This window comes from Listeria cossartiae subsp. cossartiae (assembly GCF_014224155.1).
Lineage (GTDB): Bacteria > Bacillota > Bacilli > Lactobacillales > Listeriaceae > Listeria > Listeria cossartiae.
Map to the genome: position 1 here is coordinate 1,401,393 of NZ_JAASUI010000001.1, position 15,807 is coordinate 1,417,199.

15 protein-coding genes are annotated in these 15,807 nt (G+C 36.6%); 1 reads left to right on the top strand and 14 read right to left on the bottom strand.

The window, feature by feature from the left end:
* Positions 1-31: 31 nt before the first annotated feature.
* Positions 32-3,103, bottom strand: coding sequence for an AAA family ATPase (locus HCJ30_RS07080; RefSeq protein ID WP_185391536.1), 3,072 nt, complete (start codon positions 3,101-3,103; stop codon positions 32-34).
* A complete protein-coding gene (locus HCJ30_RS07085) occupies positions 3,100-4,224 on the bottom strand; it encodes an exonuclease SbcCD subunit D (protein ID WP_185391537.1) in 1,125 nt (374 codons plus the stop codon). Before HCJ30_RS07085 ends, HCJ30_RS07080 begins: the two co-directional genes overlap by 4 nt.
* A gap of 115 nt (positions 4,225-4,339) precedes the next feature.
* Between HCJ30_RS07085 and HCJ30_RS07090 the strand changes: the two genes are divergently transcribed.
* Positions 4,340-4,948 carry a lysophospholipid acyltransferase family protein gene (locus tag HCJ30_RS07090; RefSeq protein WP_008948009.1) on the top strand — a complete coding sequence of 203 codons (609 nt, stop codon included), beginning with the start codon at positions 4,340-4,342 and terminating at the stop codon, positions 4,946-4,948.
* A gap of 52 nt (positions 4,949-5,000) precedes the next feature.
* Here HCJ30_RS07090 and HCJ30_RS07095 read toward each other — a convergent pair whose 3' ends face one another.
* From HCJ30_RS07095 to HCJ30_RS07150, 12 genes are all read right to left on the bottom strand, one after another.
* Positions 5,001-5,363 (bottom strand): DUF4259 domain-containing protein, encoded by a 363-nt coding sequence (locus HCJ30_RS07095; protein ID WP_185391538.1) that lies wholly within the window; start codon positions 5,361-5,363, stop codon positions 5,001-5,003.
* A gap of 173 nt (positions 5,364-5,536) precedes the next feature.
* A complete protein-coding gene (locus HCJ30_RS07100; protein ID WP_185391539.1) occupies positions 5,537-6,052 on the bottom strand; it encodes a hypothetical protein in 516 nt (171 codons plus the stop codon).
* 173 nt (positions 6,053-6,225) lie between these two features.
* Positions 6,226-6,714 (bottom strand): CcdC family protein, encoded by a 489-nt coding sequence (locus HCJ30_RS07105; protein ID WP_003739099.1) that lies wholly within the window; start codon positions 6,712-6,714, stop codon positions 6,226-6,228.
* 80 nt (positions 6,715-6,794) lie between these two features.
* Positions 6,795-8,600, bottom strand: a complete 1,806-nt coding sequence (locus HCJ30_RS07110) for an ABC transporter ATP-binding protein (protein ID WP_185391540.1) — start codon at positions 8,598-8,600, stop codon at positions 6,795-6,797.
* Complete coding sequence (locus HCJ30_RS07115; protein ID WP_185391541.1) at positions 8,584-10,353, bottom strand: ABC transporter ATP-binding protein; 1,770 nt, start codon at positions 10,351-10,353, stop codon at positions 8,584-8,586. Before HCJ30_RS07115 ends, HCJ30_RS07110 begins: the two co-directional genes overlap by 17 nt.
* A gap of 372 nt (positions 10,354-10,725) precedes the next feature.
* The gene (locus tag HCJ30_RS07120) at positions 10,726-11,346 is read right to left on the bottom strand and encodes a cell surface protein (RefSeq protein ID WP_185391542.1); all 621 of its coding nucleotides are present in this window, start codon (positions 11,344-11,346) and stop codon (positions 10,726-10,728) included.
* A 15-nt stretch (positions 11,347-11,361) separates the two neighbouring features.
* Positions 11,362-11,856 carry a matrixin family metalloprotease gene (locus tag HCJ30_RS07125; RefSeq protein WP_185391543.1) on the bottom strand — a complete coding sequence of 165 codons (495 nt, stop codon included), beginning with the start codon at positions 11,854-11,856 and terminating at the stop codon, positions 11,362-11,364.
* A 694-nt stretch (positions 11,857-12,550) separates the two neighbouring features.
* On the bottom strand, positions 12,551-12,790 hold the full coding sequence (locus HCJ30_RS07130) for a hypothetical protein (protein ID WP_185391544.1): 240 nt from the start codon (positions 12,788-12,790) through the stop codon (positions 12,551-12,553).
* Between the two features lie 103 nt (positions 12,791-12,893).
* Positions 12,894-13,112, bottom strand: a complete 219-nt coding sequence (locus HCJ30_RS07135; RefSeq protein WP_185391545.1) for a hypothetical protein — start codon at positions 13,110-13,112, stop codon at positions 12,894-12,896.
* A 307-nt stretch (positions 13,113-13,419) separates the two neighbouring features.
* Positions 13,420-13,605 (bottom strand): hypothetical protein, encoded by a 186-nt coding sequence (locus HCJ30_RS07140; RefSeq protein WP_185391546.1) that lies wholly within the window; start codon positions 13,603-13,605, stop codon positions 13,420-13,422.
* Between the two features lie 810 nt (positions 13,606-14,415).
* Positions 14,416-14,979: a VanZ family protein gene (locus tag HCJ30_RS07145; RefSeq protein WP_185391547.1), complete on the bottom strand. Its 564-nt coding sequence runs from the start codon at positions 14,977-14,979 to the stop codon at positions 14,416-14,418.
* Positions 14,980-14,996: 17 nt separating this feature from the next.
* A complete protein-coding gene (locus tag HCJ30_RS07150; protein ID WP_185391548.1) occupies positions 14,997-15,428 on the bottom strand; it encodes a hypothetical protein in 432 nt (143 codons plus the stop codon).
* Positions 15,429-15,807 lie beyond the last annotated feature (379 nt).

Below are 15,807 nucleotides of genomic sequence, written 5' to 3' on the forward strand. Positions count from 1 at the left end.
AAAGACGAGTGACGGCAACGCAAGCGGTTTTTTAGCTACTAGCGGTAATAAATTTAGTCGTACTTCCGTGATTTGTCGCGGTTACTTCGAGCCTTGCGGAAATTCGTTCTTTTAGTTCTGGCACATGGGAAATGATTCCAACTAGGCGCCCATTTTCTTGTGTTTCGAGTAAACATTCGACTGCGGCTTCGAGCGATTCTGGATCCAGCGTGCCGAATCCTTCATCAATAAACATGGTTTCAAGCGAAATCCCGCCCGCCATTTCTTGGACTACCTCCGCGAGCGATAAAGCAAGTGCGAGTGAAGTTTTAAAGCTTTCTCCCCCCGAAAGTGTTTTTACGTGTCGTGTTAGCCCGGTATATTCGTCAAACACCTCAAGTTCTAAGCCACTTTGGACATTTCCTTTTGCTTTTTCCATTTTTCGTTGTAGTTCGAAACGGCCGCTCGTCATTTTCGATAGGCGGTGGTTGGCTCGGTGGATGATGGTGTCTAAGAACATCGCTAAAATGTAGCGTTCAAATGTTAATCTGCGGGCGTTTTTCCCGCGGGCAGCATCTGCTAGTAATCCAATATCCGCATAGTTTGCTTCGGCTTTTTCAACGGTTTGAATGCTATTTTGATAGTTTTCGATCAGTTCTTTGCGTTTTGCGACAAATTCGCGTTGTTTAATGGTATTTTCTTCTGATTGGCTGAGTTGTTGTTGCTTTTCGTGCATCACGAATTCGAGTTGTTCGATATTTGGCTTTTGTTTATCTTTAAGTTTCTCTGTTAAATCCGCTTGGCGCGAGATGGCTAAATGGCGTTTCCGTTCAAAGTCGGCCAGTTGTTCCTCTTGGCTTTTTAGTTCTTCGGCGGACATTAACGCTTGTTTATAGGCGTCATAGGACGAAAAATCATTTTGTTTCATCGCCGCTTTAAAGAGTTCGCGTTGTTCTTGTAATGCTTCTTTTGCACCCAAAGTAGTTTTTTTCGCGGATTGTAACGTTGATTCGAGTTGGGTTGTCGCTTTTTCAGCTTGTTTAAATACTGCATCCACTTGCTCTGCTTGGTTGATATGCGCTTGAATACTGGCATTTAGTTCCTTTTTCTGCTGCTCAAAAACGGCTTTATCGCGCAAATCAGCTGGAATCGATTGTTCTAAATAGCTTAATTTTCCGGTAGCTTGTTGAACTAGCTGATGCAAATGTTCTACTTGAACTGCAATAGTATTTTTGGCTGTTTCGGCTTTATCTTGGTTGGTTTTTAATGTTTGTAGTGTTGCTTGGATGATTTCTTTTTGGGCGATTTTGGCTTGTAGCATTTCTATTTGTTCTGTTACATTTTTTGCTTGTTGGATATTTTCAGCTAATGTTTGTTCGACCTCAGCTAGAGGCACATCTGCAATATCTGCCCATTCACTTAGTTGCCATTCGAGTTGACTGATGGATTTTTCCACTGAATCAATCGCTAATTGTTTTTCGTGTAGCTTTGCGCTAGCTGCTTCGAGTGCTTCAAGATTGGCGGCTTCTCCAAATTCCGCGAGTTCTGGATGTGACACCGAACCACAGACTGGACAAGCATCTCCTTCATGTAAATGGGTCGCCAGTATGGCTGCTTGTTCTTGTTGTCGTTTTACTTCTTCTTGTTTTATCGTTGTTTCTATTTCTGCCTTTTCGGTTAACAGCTCGGCTAGCGTTCGTTCTTCTTCTTGTTTCTGTTTGTTCCATGCAGCCATTTTCATTCGTTTATTAACTATTTCTTGCTTTTTCTCGATGTCAGCTTCCATTGTTGTCCGCTCATTAATAGCTTCTAAATTAGCGATTTCCGCTTGATTTATTTCCCCAAGTCGCGCTTCCATCAACTGCATTTCTGCGATAATTTCCTGCTCGCTTTTCACGATTTTTTCTAAATGGTCAGCCGCTTCTTTCCAGTCTAGTTCGGCGCGTCTTTTTTGGACAGTAACCGTTTCTAGCTCTATAATTTTCGGTTCCATTTCTTCCAATTGAAACAGCGTACGTTTATTAGCCTCTAATTCGACTTCTTTTTCCGCCAACATTTCTTTTTGTTTTTTGGCATGTAAAAATTGAACTGCTATCCGCTCCGCCTCCAGCGCCACTTGTTTTTCTGTTTTCTCTGCCGCTTCCAATTGTTCTTTCAAACGAATACAAAGGGCATCTTGAGACTGTAAATTGCTCGCTCTTTTGGCTGCTTCCACTCGCACTTCTATCGCTTGATAAAAATTCTTTTCTGCTTCCAATTTAGCTACTTCTGCTGTATATGCATCTAAATTTTGCCAATCAAGCAGTTGTTCTTTCGCAAGCGTGACTTTTTCGACAGCCTCACTGGTTTGTTTCCGAATAACGCTCAGTTCCGTTTCTAATTCTGCTAAAATTGCTTGTTCTTGCTGTATAGCTTCGGTTTGCAAAACACTGATTTCACTCGTCGTTTTCCCAGCAACCTCCACTCCCGGTAAACTTAGTTCCGCAAGTTCTGCCACTTTTTTACGCGCTTCCACAACCAAAATTTCCGCTTCTTTTTGCTTTTCCCATAATAAGTTTTCGACTTTCTCATAGTAAACCGTATGCGCTAACCGTTGCAAAATCACTTCTTTTTCTTTACTATCCGATACGAGTAATTCTCTAAATTCACCTTGTGGAATCATCAAAATCTGTCTAAACTGGTCCACATTCAGTTGAATTAATTCTTCCATTTTCGTATTCACATCACGAACGGAGCTTGCTAGTAGTTTTAGCTCGTCGCCAATCAACTCATATAACTCGGCTTTTTGCGGAGAAGTAGTCGTTCCATTGCCACGTTGTTTCGCAATTTCTTGCTGTGGAATCCGACTTATTTGGTAAATTTTATCTTTCAATCTAAAAGCAAGCGTAACTTCGGTAACTTCTTTATCCGTTGCAAAATGACTGCGCATCGAAAAACTTTCTCGATCAAATGTATTCGCTTTGCCAAAAATCGCAAAACTAATCGCATCAAAAATAGTTGATTTTCCCGCGCCTGTTTTACCCGAAATCACGAAAATCTGCTCCGTTCCCAGTTTTTCAAAGTCGATTACTTCTTTTTTAGCATAAGCTCCAAACGCTTGCATCGTTAATTTAATCGGTCTCATTCGGCATCCTCCTTCCTCGCTTGTTCGAAAACATCCGCCAACTTTTGTTGTTGAGCTTCCGTTAATTCCGTTCCATTGACATATTCAAAAAATTGGCCAAACAGCTCTAAATCATCTTTTTTCATTATTTCTTCAAAGCTATCTTGCGTTTCTTTTAATGTTTGTTTTTTACGTTCTAAATGTAAAATATTCGGATAAAATTGGCGCAGTTTCCCCATTGGATCAATCAAAGCACCCTCATCCATTAAATTCACTTGAAAAAAGTCATCAGGATTTTCTACTAAGTTTTCCGTCAGTTCCGCAAGCGTTCCCGAAATAATCCGCATATCATGTTGTGGCGTTAGAAAGCGTTCTGTCACACTAACTAGCTCTTTGCCATCAATTTCCACAATCCGGACACTTTTATGATCATTCGCTTCTGAAAAAGAATATTTCAAAGGTGAACCACTGTAAAAAATAGACGGATGGCGAATCGCATGCGGATGGTGCAAATGACCAAGCGCGGTATAAGTAAAACCGTCAAAACAATTCGTCGAAACACGGTCGACATTCCCAATCGCTAGTTGGCGCTCGGAATCACTCGGAATCCCGCCAGAAACGAACGCATGTCCAACCAAAATCTGCGCCTTGCTTGGATCCCATTTGGAACGAATTTGTTTCGTCACAGCTTGCATAGCGTCTTCAAAACTACGAATCGAATTATCCGCAAAAGCCTCGCGAATAATTGCTGGTTCATGATACGGTACAAGCCACACTTCCGCATCCATAAAAGGAATTCCTTCAAACTCCGAAGTACATTTCCCTTTCATATAAAGCTTGCTACTTTCATACCACTGGCTACCAAAAGAAAGTCGCTCGGCACTATCATGGTTCCCGCTAATTGCAAAAATCGGAATACCAAGTTCGACATTCCATTTCACTAAAATATCATTTAACACTTTCACCGCATCAGCAGGCGGCACAGCGCGGTCATATAAGTCCCCCGCCAAAATAAGTGCGTCTACTTGCTCTTCCTCGGCAATCTTCGTTATTTGCGCCAAAATGTACTTTTGTTCCGCAAGCATCGATACACCAGATACAATTTTCCCTAAATGCAAATCGGCTGTATGTAAAAATTTCATCGGTTACCTCATTTCTTTTTCTCAGAGATTATTTATTTTTAATGCAAAACTCGTCAATTTTAAGTATACTAGATATAGTTTAAAAAAATAACTAGCAATACTGGGAGTGAAGAAGTTGTTTTATCATTTCGCAAAAAACCTCGTTCATTTTATTTTAATTATTATTGGTGGACGATTTCAAGTACAAAACAAAGACAAAATCATTGAAGCACCTTATGTGGTTGTTTCCACGCATACGTCATGGATTGAAATCTTATACCTCGGTTTCGCCCTATCGCCAACACCAGTGCATTATATGGCCAAACAAGAGCTATTCAAAGGTAAATTCCTTAACTGGCTTATGACGCACCTTAACGCCTTTCCAGTCAACCGTGATAACCCTGGACCAAGCGCCATTAAAGCGCCAATCCGGATGCTAAAAGCTGGCAAAGTAGTCGGAATTTTCCCAAGTGGTACTAGAAAAACGACCAATCTTCATTTAAAACGCGGCGCAGTAACTATCGCTCACAAAGCAAAAGTTCCAATGCTACCTGCCGTTTATGATGGACCAAAAACATTTGGAGAAATTTTAAAACGCAAAAAGATTATTATTCGTTTTGGCGATCCGGTACTATTCAATGATACCGAACTTGACCAAAAAGAGCTACTAGAAGTTAAATCTCAAGAACTAATGAACACTTTCGAACAGCTTCAAAATGAAATTAATCAAACAAAAAACAAATAAAAAAAGACAGCTTCTTTTTAGAAACCGTCTCAGACAGCAAGGAAAGTAACATTTATTTTCCTTGCTGTCTTTTTTTTAGTGCATCTATTTGTTTTTGTACAGCTATTTTAATTTCAGGATTATTTCCCCACATATCTAAAAAATCAGAATCTGGTTCAATCATTAACGTTAACAAATTAATTAGTTTCTCCACCATTTTATCTAGATTTTCATAGTAGTCAACTGGCCAAATATATGATTTCCCAAGCATTTCTACTATGTATGATACCGCTCTAATTCGATCATAATCATATTCATTATTTTCAACTTCTTCTACAGTCTGGATGATAAAATCGATATCCACATGTTTCATAAACTCCCCAAACCAATCTGCCGCTTCATCACTATCCCAAGGATCGAAACCCCAAGCGCCCATTGCAATTCACCTCTATATTACTTTATTTTACCTATTAAGCGGCATTTCTTAAACAAAAAAACCGAAATAAAAGGGCTTTTAACTGAAAAATAGCAAGCAAATGTTATATCGCACACATTATGTTCCGCTTTTATCTTTTCAATTGATAGTCTTTTATTTCGGTTTCTTTATTATCAGGAAGCTGTATCAGTTGTGATGCTTGAAGGATTAAGTCCTGCATCTTTTAATACGCCAGCAATTGCTTCGTCCGCTTTTGCCATCGCTTCGTCTGCTTTAGTTGTATCACGACCACTAGCTTTAAGTGCGTCTGCTTCTAATTTGTAAGCATCACTTAATTGTTTCACAGCTGCTTTAAAATCATCTGTGTATTTACCAAGGTCAGGTGTTTTTTCACTAGCAAGTGCTTCAGATACTTTAAGCGCTGATTCACTAGCTGGTTTTGCAAGAGCTGCAAGGTCTGCTTCAGCTGGTTTAGGATCCGCGCCAACTGCTCCTACATAAGCGTTGTAATCGCCATTGTTTTCGTTAACAACGTTTACTAAGTCCATGTAATAATTTAATACTTTGTCTTTATCGTTTGTTGTTTCTTTGCTTGTGTCTTCTTTTTTGTCAGAACTACTAGAACCAGAACAAGCCGCAAGCGACAAACCTAGTGCTAAAGTTAAAACTACTAATAACCATTTTTTCAAGATGATGTCCTCCTTTTTATCAAGCCAAACTCGGAAGCCCTTTTGTAACTGGCCGCGTCAGTCTCGGATATGCTTCACCCATCCGGCAAGTAACATTACTCACGATGTAACATTATTCATTATAAGCTATTCATATGGAATAATTCAAGCTGTTTTGAAAAATGCTTTTACGATTATTCATACTCTCCGCTTACTTCTACTTTACTAAGCTCTTTTTCGGTATTTTTATATTGGAAATACATCACAATTCGCCACGGCACAATCATTGCAAACGCCATTATCCAGAACATTCCAGATAACTCGCCCACTTCTAAACTACCACTAATCCAGTACTTAATAAAAATCCGAATCAGTAATAACCCCATCAAAATAACCGGAAAAGCTTTTGTTCGTTTAATAAATACATACTTGTGACGAACTTCAAATTTCGTTGTCCAAATTAAAATAACTGAAAATACAAGCCCCATTGCTATAGCTTCTAAAATATCTACCCACGAAACACGGAAAAAAGGAATAACAAACATGAGAGCGCCTGTTGACATCATAATTGGCGGTATGATAATCCCTTTCACACTTGCTGGACGTTTTGATGCTTTCATTCGAATCATGATAATTCCAGCCCCAAAAACAAGTGTAATGATAATTGAAATGATTAAAGACACTTTTAATTCCCCCTACTAATCTGCTGTAACACTTCGCTCCTCATTATATTCCTTTTACCGTTTGAAATAAACTTCTCTGCTTAAAGCGCTTCGTCTAAATCCATTCCGCTATTTTGTAATTGATACATCGAATGATACACCCCTTGTTCGGCAATCAAACTGTCATGTGTACCACGCTCGATAATTCTTCCTTTGGATAAAACTAAAATTAAATCGGCATCCTTAATTGTCGAAAGTCGATGCGCAATCGCAATCGTCGTACGTCCTTCTCTCATTCGTTTTAACCCAGTTTGAATTAAGCTTTCTGTTTCGGTATCAATATTCGCTGTTGCTTCGTCTAAAACGAGAATTTGTGGGTTCGTCACAACCGTTCTAGCAAACGAAATCAACTGTCTTTGTCCACTTGAAAACGAAGCGCCCCGCTCAATCACTTTATGTTTATATTGATCGGATAATGTTTGAATAAATCCATCTGCTTGAACAAATTTCGCGGCATCCTCAATTTGTTCATCGGTAATATTTTTATTATACAAACGGATATTGGTATTAATATCCCCATAAAACATAAAACTATCTTGTAAGACTAGACCCGTTTTCTTGCGCAATTCAGCAATTTCGTGCGACTTAATCGATTTACCATCAATCAAAATATCGCCACGTTCAAATTCATAAAAACGCATCATTAAATTGATAATCGAACTTTTCCCGCTCCCCGTATGACCAACAAGTGCAACTGTTTGTCCCGGTTCAGCCGTAAAGCTAATGTTTTTCAGCACATCACGTCCACCTTCATAAGCAAACGAAACATCTTTAAATTCAATTTTGGCGCGTGTGATTTTCGCTTCTGGATCGTTTAATTGGGCTGGAACTTCTTCTGTTTCATCCATAATCCGGAATACTCTCGACGCCGCTGTAATTGCCTCTTGATACATCGCCAGCCGCTCCATTACGTTATAAATCGCTTCTAAAAAACGGTCAAAATAACTAATAAACGCATAAATTGTCCCGATTGCTACCGGCCCGATTAAAGACTCCGCTCCGAAGAAACTAAGAATAATCACAACAGCAAGCGCATAAATCAAATCAATTGCCGGTCCAAGTAGTAACGCATTGAATTTAATATTTTTCATACCAACATCGTAGTAATCTTTATTGATTTTCTCAAATTCTTTTACTAAACGACGCTCTTGATTAAATTGTTGCACAATCGACATACCTGAAATCGACTCCGCAATTTTCGCATTTAATTGACTTAATTTTTCTCTTCGTGCCCGGTAAAACTGTGAACTGTATTTCCGGTATACAAAAATAATAAAGACAATCAGTGGGAACAAAAGTAAACTATATAGCGCTAATTGCACATTGAGCGCGAACATTGCCGCATAAATCCCAACAAGCATAAACAAACTTTGAATCGCTGTAGAAAGTACGTTAATAAACATATCTTTCACCGCTTCCGTATCATTTGTCACACGCGAAACGATACTCCCAGCTGGCGTTTTATCAAAATAGCGCATACCTAGTGAATGCAGTTTTGTAAAAATATCAATCCGCATTTGTTGAACAATTTCAAGCGCAATTTTTTGGAAGAACAGCAACTGGAAATACCACACGACGGATTTCCCAATCGTCAGCCCCAAGTAACCCGCTCCAAGAATGAGCAAAGCTTGCATCTCTAAATTCATCGGCGTTAAATAATCATCCAAGAATATTTTAATCAAAATGGGCGCGAATACATCCGCAAGCGTTACGAGAAGAACAAGTACCCCAGTCCAAATTAAGCTTGGAATATGGTATTTCGTATAACTAAGCATTCGTTTTAATACTTCACGATGTTCTTTACCGGACATCACTAACATTTCCTCTTGCTCATTCATCGCTTCCATCTGCCGCACCCCCTTCTTCCAAAGCTTCCTCCAATTGTTGCTCATGGAACATTTCCGCATACCAGCCATCTAAAGCCATGAGTTCCATATGCGTTCCTCGCTCCACAATTTGCCCTTTGTCAATCACAATAATTAAATTCGCATGTTCCACAGAGCTAAGTCTGTGTGCGCTGATGATCGTCGTCTTATCAGAACGATTTTCTTTTAAATTAGCTAAAATTTGTTCTTCTGTTTTCGCATCTACCGCCGAAAGTGCATCATCTAAAATAAGCAATTCCGGGTTCATAATTAGCGCACGTGCAATCGCAAGTCGCTGCTTCTGTCCACCCGAAAGTGAAACACCGCGCTCGCCGACAACCGTATCATAGCCATTTTCAAAGCCAAGAATATCTTCATCAACTGAAACGAGCTGCGCGATATTGCTCACTTCTTCCTGCGATGCATCTGGTTTACCAAAACGAATATTATCTCGCACTGTTGTCGAAAATAAAAACTGATCTTGCGGCACATAACCAATCGCTTCCCGTAAAGCTCGAACCGTATAATCTTGAATTTTCACATCAGCGAAAGCAATTTTCCCCTCATACGTATCATATTCACGCATTAAAAGTTTTAATAAGGATGTTTTCCCAGAACCAGTTCGGCCAACAATCCCCAACGTTTCGCCAGCTTTTAATTCAAAATGAATAGCAGACAAGACGGGTTCGGTTTCATCTGGATACGTAAATCGGTCCATTTCTACTTGTAAGTCACCAACCGGAACCGTGTCAATCGCGCCATCATGGTCAAGCACATCTTCTTTTTCCGCAAGTAAATGTTGCACCCGGTCATAAGATGCATTCCCGCGCTGGATAATATTGTATAAGAAGCCAAATGCTAACATCGGCCAAATTAATAAAAATAAGTAGTTTGAAAATGCAATCACTTGCCCGATAGTCAACTGCCCATCAACAACAAATTTCGCGCCAAAACCGAGGGAAAGCACAAAAGAAATCCCTACAATAATCGAAATCATCGGATCGAACATCGCATCCACTTTTGCAACAGAAATATTTTTCTGAACGACTTCTTTGGTTTGTTTCGCAAAATCTTGAATATCTTCTTTTTCTTGCCCGAATGTCCGTGTTACTTTAATTCCGGAAATACTCTCTTGCGTTTTATCATTTAGCATCGAAAAAGCTGCTTGTGCCCCGTGGAAACGGTCATGTAGCTTTTTACCTAGAATCGAACTTCCGAGTACCATAAACGGCATCGGCAGTAACGCAATCAATGTCAGCCGCCAGTCAATCGTAATCGCCATTGTCGCAATAACAGTTCCGCCCGTTAAAACCGAGTCTGATAAAGTTAAAACACCGATTCCTGCCACTTGCTGAATGGCTGTAATATCATTTGTGGCATGTGCCATTAAATCCCCCGTACGATACCGTTGGAAGAAAAATGGTGACATCTTCGTAAAATGTTCAAATAATCGTAAGCGTAACGTTCGTTGTAATTTATTATCAGAACCGAAAATCAACATCCGCCAAACATAGCGACCGCCATATGCAAGAACAGCTGCCACAACGAGAATAACCATCCATTTAATCAATTTATCTTTTGTCAGCGAGTCGTTCGTCACAGCATCAACCGTATAACCGATAATTTGCGGTGGAACCAGCTGTAAAAGCGCAATCGTAAACAAAATTGTTACCCCAAACGCATAAGATTTCCAATTTTCTTTAAAAAACCAGCCTAATGCTTTATAAATTTTCAAACAACCTTCCCTCCCTTTTTTCCTTAAAATTGAACAAATAAAAATAATGGACCTATTTCTGCCCATTATTACCCGAAAAAATATATTTATTTGTCACCACTTTGTATAAAATAAAACCAAATTAAAGGAGAGCTCCCTTGTTCTCGAAATGGTCCGGTGAAATAAATTCTATTTTTACGCGCAATAATGCCTTGTTTGAAGTCTTCATATAATTATTCATCGTCCATTCCTCCTTTGTTTTATTATGCAACGTTATTAGTTTAACCGATTTTTTTTGAAAGCGCAACAAATAATTGCAAATTGTTTAAAAATTATTTTTATTACATAAAAGAAAAGCATAACGATTATCGTACCTATCGTTATGCTTTCACCTTATTTTTCTTCTGGAACTACTTGGTTTTCCACTGCTTCTTCATATAGCTCAAATTCTTCTGTTTTAATAACTTCTTTTTCCGTATCAATGTTTTTCGTTTTCTCATCGAAGGAAATAGTCGAGTTCCCGCCCGCTACAAGCAAGGAGCCATCGTCTTGTATATATGCAGTGAAGATGTATACTTTGCCTACTTCCGGCAGTTGGTCATCTTCAAATACATCATAAGCAGATCCGTCTTCACGAATTCCGCCTTGTTTTTCAAGTGAAATTTCTTTATTGATTGTTAATTCATTTTTTAAATTAGTAATTACTTCTACTTTATAATTTGTATACGCCTCACCAATGTATGCTATCGAACCATCTTCTTGCTCGATTGGTGTTTTATTTTTATAAGCAGTTCCTGTCTCTTCTGTTACTTTCCCTACAAAAACATAATCAGCGTCACCAACGACTTCATTCGGATTATCTACATCAAGTGTATAGTCGGAAAAAATGGCATAAGTTGGTACGTCTTTTTTCTTTGGTTCTGCTTTTTCGGCATACGTATTTACTGTCAAGAAACAGCCGACGCCTAAAATACTAACTACTGAAGCAATAATTCCCATAGTTGTTTTTTTCAATGTGAGTACCCCTTTTTAATATTTTTTGTATGCTGCGTCATACGATATTTTATCATTCGTGGATAAAGTTGTTTTCGACGTACTGTACTGATACATAACGTCCGAAGATGCATTATGCGCTAGTCGTAAACCATGTCCCAGTTCATGTGTAGCTACATTTTGTTTCCCCGCGTTATTCTTTTTATCCATATTTTTCTTATTAAAAGTGATTTTCCCATTGCTATAAGTCGTTGCATTGATATTATTATTTGCTGAAATATCACTACAATATACATCTGATTTATTCGTTGCAGATGCTGGTCTAATAACACCTTTTTTATAGGCATTCCAAGTGTTAGCGCCACTTCTAATAAAAGACATATATTTTGAATTTCCGGAGTAATCCATGTGTTTGCTAGAATCCACTAGATCCCAGCCATTAATTTTTGCTGCTGCACTCGCTTCTTGTCCTGGAAGGAAAACCGTCCATAAGCAGACAAACGCTACTAACAATGTTACTAATTTCTTCATTCTGTGTCGCCCCTCTTTGTAAGTAATTGTTTAGTTAGATGAAACCGTATACATATCCTGTTAAAAATAAAATTATTTTTAACATTCTTCCCTTAGAATACAGTTTTTCCACCTTCTTCTAACCAATTTTGGATCCGCTATTTTATCTATTAAAATCCCCATCAGCGTTTCGTTCAAATTGGCCTGATGCATAAAAAGTACTTCCTTTTTTGCTCACCTCTTTCTTTGAAGTTATCATAAAAATAGGAATTACTTTAAACAACCTATTGTTATTACTCCACTAAAAACATGTTCAGTTAAGAGCATACTATCAGTCAATCGCTTAAAAAAATTTCCCTCGCTTAAAAAATTGTACCATGAATTTCGACTGTATAACCAAAAATGTAATGAAATGCCAGTTTTAGGTCGCGAATGACTTAAAAAGACTCTTAATTATAATCATTATTACTCTTTTTGAGCTAAAAGTTACTGTAAACCCGCATTTCCACTCGTTTTAGAGTGATTTTTTATTTTTTATACATCAGATTTGTGAGACTTCACTAAATGTTCATAATCCCCTATTAGCACCTCAATATTTAATACTGTTAACTGTAAAAACATATAAAATATTATATTTCTATCGCATAAATATTCACCAATGGTATATTAAACTTTGATAAATAAAAAAACCTCGATCTTTTATCGAGGTTTTTAGCTATATACTAATGATAATACTCACTACCATAACGACTATACCGAATACAAATGCCACGAAGAATCCATACCATTTCTCTTTATAGGTAGCAAACGCGGAAACTGCATAAATAAGCAAATAGACTAGTTGTAGCCAGAGCGGTGAATTCATTCCTTCTTTCGTCTGTATCATCGTCCACAAACTATTTAGTAAAAATAGCATAAATAAACCAATTAAAACTATCTTGATGATTTTTTTCATGTTGCTCTCCCTTTGTCGTTAATATTCTCTTTCTCAAGTATAGCAAAAAAAAGATGGATGTTAAACCATTTTTAGCGTGGAAAAAATACATGATTAAAAAGTATTATTTGTACGGATCGAAATTATTAAGTAATACCAGAATAGCGATAATAACTAAATCCACGCGCAAAACATCTTTCTTATCTGCCATACAAAAAGCATGAATCAAACAGCCTAAAATGAGAATTGGCCAAGTTAGCGATTCATTAATCATCGAAGAGCCAAGTACTGCTAATAGCATTATAATTATAAAAGTGTATTCAATCCCTTTAGATTTACTCATTTTTTGTTTCTCCTTTGTAGTTGGTGAAGTTTGTGTCAGTACTGTTTGATTGTACGACGAGTTTCTGCTATCGTTCTTTAAATTAAGAGGTAACTTTCTATTTGCCCACTTTGCAAGGGTTGCTTCTTTTTATCGTTGTTGTTTTTTTCTACGTTTAATTTTACGAATGCAAGCAATACCCCCAATAAGTAGTAGTAGTAAAATTATTACCCATAAAGTATCATAATAACTAAAAACATTTCCAAGTATCAAATGAATCACACATCCATTTCAAAATTTAATGTTTGAATAAAATAGCTTTCATGATTTAACTATGACTAGCTTCTTTCTTTGCATTCCTGTATCTTAAAGTTTGGAATGCTGTGCCTAAAAGTGATATAAAAGCACATGCCAACATAATTAGAAAGCCTGTTGCAAAATAGATACATATAGAAGCTATGACAGTAAACACATAAACTCCTATAAGCCATTTTTCCATGCTTACTTTTTTCATTTATTTCCACATCCTTCATAATTTAATGTTCAACCATACGGGCGATATTTATGTGTATATGATTTGAGTAAGCCCGCATAATTTGAATTTTTACTTTCTCTTGGATAGCTAATATTTATCACAAATATAATTTAGCATAAAAAAACAATGTATAACCAAAAATGTAATGAAATGTCCGATTCTTGTCGTGAACGATTAAAAACAAAAGTTATTTAGAGTTATTCTTACACAAAATGAGTATCATTGTGTTTTTAGTCACAAAATAATACTCAGTATGAGTTAGTATTCACAATTTATGCACTTCTATTTCCACACTTCAAAAAATGTTCATATTTACTAAAAATATACGTTGTTTTATTTATTAAAATTGCTTATTTCTTTAAATATTTATCATTTTGAATTATTACTAAGTGAATAATAAAGTATAAGTATTCACCAAATCTTACAATTATTGACTCCTAGTAAGCGTGCATGAAAATATTTAAAAAGAAAAAGCCCCGCATTTTCTAAGAAAACACGGGGTTTTACTAATCAATTTAAAATTGACTTATTTTTTCACTTGGAACATAAGAAGTTTTTAAATACGTTGATAATACAACGATTTTGTAGTCACGATAACTTTTATCCCACAAAAATCCCACAATGCTTTTTATTTGTATGATTCTATATGACATTATATGACGAGTTTCTTCTATATAAATGGATGAATTTATATCCTTCCCTACTTACATTGGTTGTATGATGTGTACTTTACAAAAATACTATAATAAAAAAGACATCTAATAATTTCACTTAGATGTCTTTAATTTTTTACACATTTGGGTATAATCCCATTTTCCTTAACAAAGGCCTAAACATAACAAAAATCATATATCCAATAATGCCCCCAGAAAAGTTCAGTATTACATCATCAATATCGACAAACTTAAAGGGTGCTTGATAAATAAGATCCTGTAATAATTGAACAAGTTCAATCCCGACGGTTGCTATAAAACTTATAGCAAAAACACTTTTCCATCTTAATTTTGGATAACATAATGGTAAAAGCATTCCAAGGGGAATAAACATAATAATATTTGCAACTATTTGAAAAGCAGCAGCTTCCCTTCCTGCAATAAACATTTCACTTATTGAATTAAAAGGAATTAAATTCATATAAGGGCCTGTTGCAAATATTTTTGTATCTTCTATCAAGAAAGTATTTACCATAAGGGGAAAAATCGTATACTTGATTACACCACAAGCATATACATATAAACATGTTTTAAAGATAATCATCTCTAATTTTTCTCGTCTTTTCAACCATCTTAATAAGAAAAAGACAATATATACAATTAAAGCGATTGTCATTACTAATCCAGAAAATCTAAGCATGTCAACTCTCCTAATTCTTAGTTACTAATGGTTCCTTCGATTTTCACTGTGTACCAATCCATGGCTTTTTCAGCTTTTAAATAGTATTTACTTGATTTCACATTTGCTTTTGTTGGAAATTCTTTTGTCTTATTTTTATAAAAATAATTCTTTCCTGAAGAAATGGTGACTCTGCCATAGTAATCATCGAATCCAAATTTCTCTTTGTGCAAAGTTACCGTAGAGGTGGGATTACTATTCCCGAAGCCTTTAGCCGAAACGTTCAATTTAACCGTTCCTTTGTTCAATGAATGATATTTTCCATTTGCAGCACCACTTACAGCTCGACGGTTCATCGAAATGGCTACTTTATTACTCGCTGCATAGGCTGTAATAATTGGGGTTGATATAATGCTTACACCTACAATTAAAGCCATTAGTCCTTTTAATAATCTCATCTTTCTGTTCATCTTGTTGCCTCCTTTTTTGTAATCAATAGTTGCAATGCAAGGGTATCATAAAAAAGCGATGTATAACCAAAAATGTAATGAAATGTCCGATTCTTGTCGCGAACGATTAAAAACAAAAGTTATTTAGAGTTATTCTTACACAATATGTGTAACATTGCGTTTTTAATCACAAAATATTACATAGTATGCGTTATTATTCATAATTTATGCACTCCTATTTCCACGATTCACAAAAAGTTCATATTCACTCAAAATATATGTTGTTTTATTTATTAAAATTTCTTATTTATTTAATTATTTATCATTTTGAATTATTACTAAGTGAATAATAAAGTATAAGTATTCACCAAATCTTACAATGATTGACTCCTAGTAAGCG

Bases quoted from the DNA above. Each gene is read 5' to 3' on its own strand.
- HCJ30_RS07150 (WP_185391548.1), bottom strand. From the start codon at position 15,428: ATGAACAGAAAGATGAGATTATTAAAAGGACTAATGGCTTTAATTGTA.
- HCJ30_RS07130 (WP_185391544.1), bottom strand. From the start codon at position 12,790: ATGAAAAAAATCATCAAGATAGTTTTAATTGGTTTATTTATGCTATTT.
- HCJ30_RS07085 (WP_185391537.1), bottom strand. From the start codon at position 4,224: ATGAAATTTTTACATACAGCCGATTTGCATTTAGGGAAAATTGTATCT.
- HCJ30_RS07080 (WP_185391536.1), bottom strand. From the start codon at position 3,103: ATGAGACCGATTAAATTAACGATGCAAGCGTTTGGAGCTTATGCTAAA.
- HCJ30_RS07095 (WP_185391538.1), bottom strand. From the start codon at position 5,363: ATGGGCGCTTGGGGTTTCGATCCTTGGGATAGTGATGAAGCGGCAGAT.
- HCJ30_RS07125 (WP_185391543.1), bottom strand. From the start codon at position 11,856: ATGAAGAAATTAGTAACATTGTTAGTAGCGTTTGTCTGCTTATGGACG.
- HCJ30_RS07110 (WP_185391540.1), bottom strand. From the start codon at position 8,600: ATGGAAGCGATGAATGAGCAAGAGGAAATGTTAGTGATGTCCGGTAAA.
- HCJ30_RS07140 (WP_185391546.1), bottom strand. From the start codon at position 13,605: ATGAAAAAAGTAAGCATGGAAAAATGGCTTATAGGAGTTTATGTGTTT.
- HCJ30_RS07135 (WP_185391545.1), bottom strand. From the start codon at position 13,112: ATGAGTAAATCTAAAGGGATTGAATACACTTTTATAATTATAATGCTA.
- HCJ30_RS07145 (WP_185391547.1), bottom strand. From the start codon at position 14,979: ATGCTTAGATTTTCTGGATTAGTAATGACAATCGCTTTAATTGTATAT.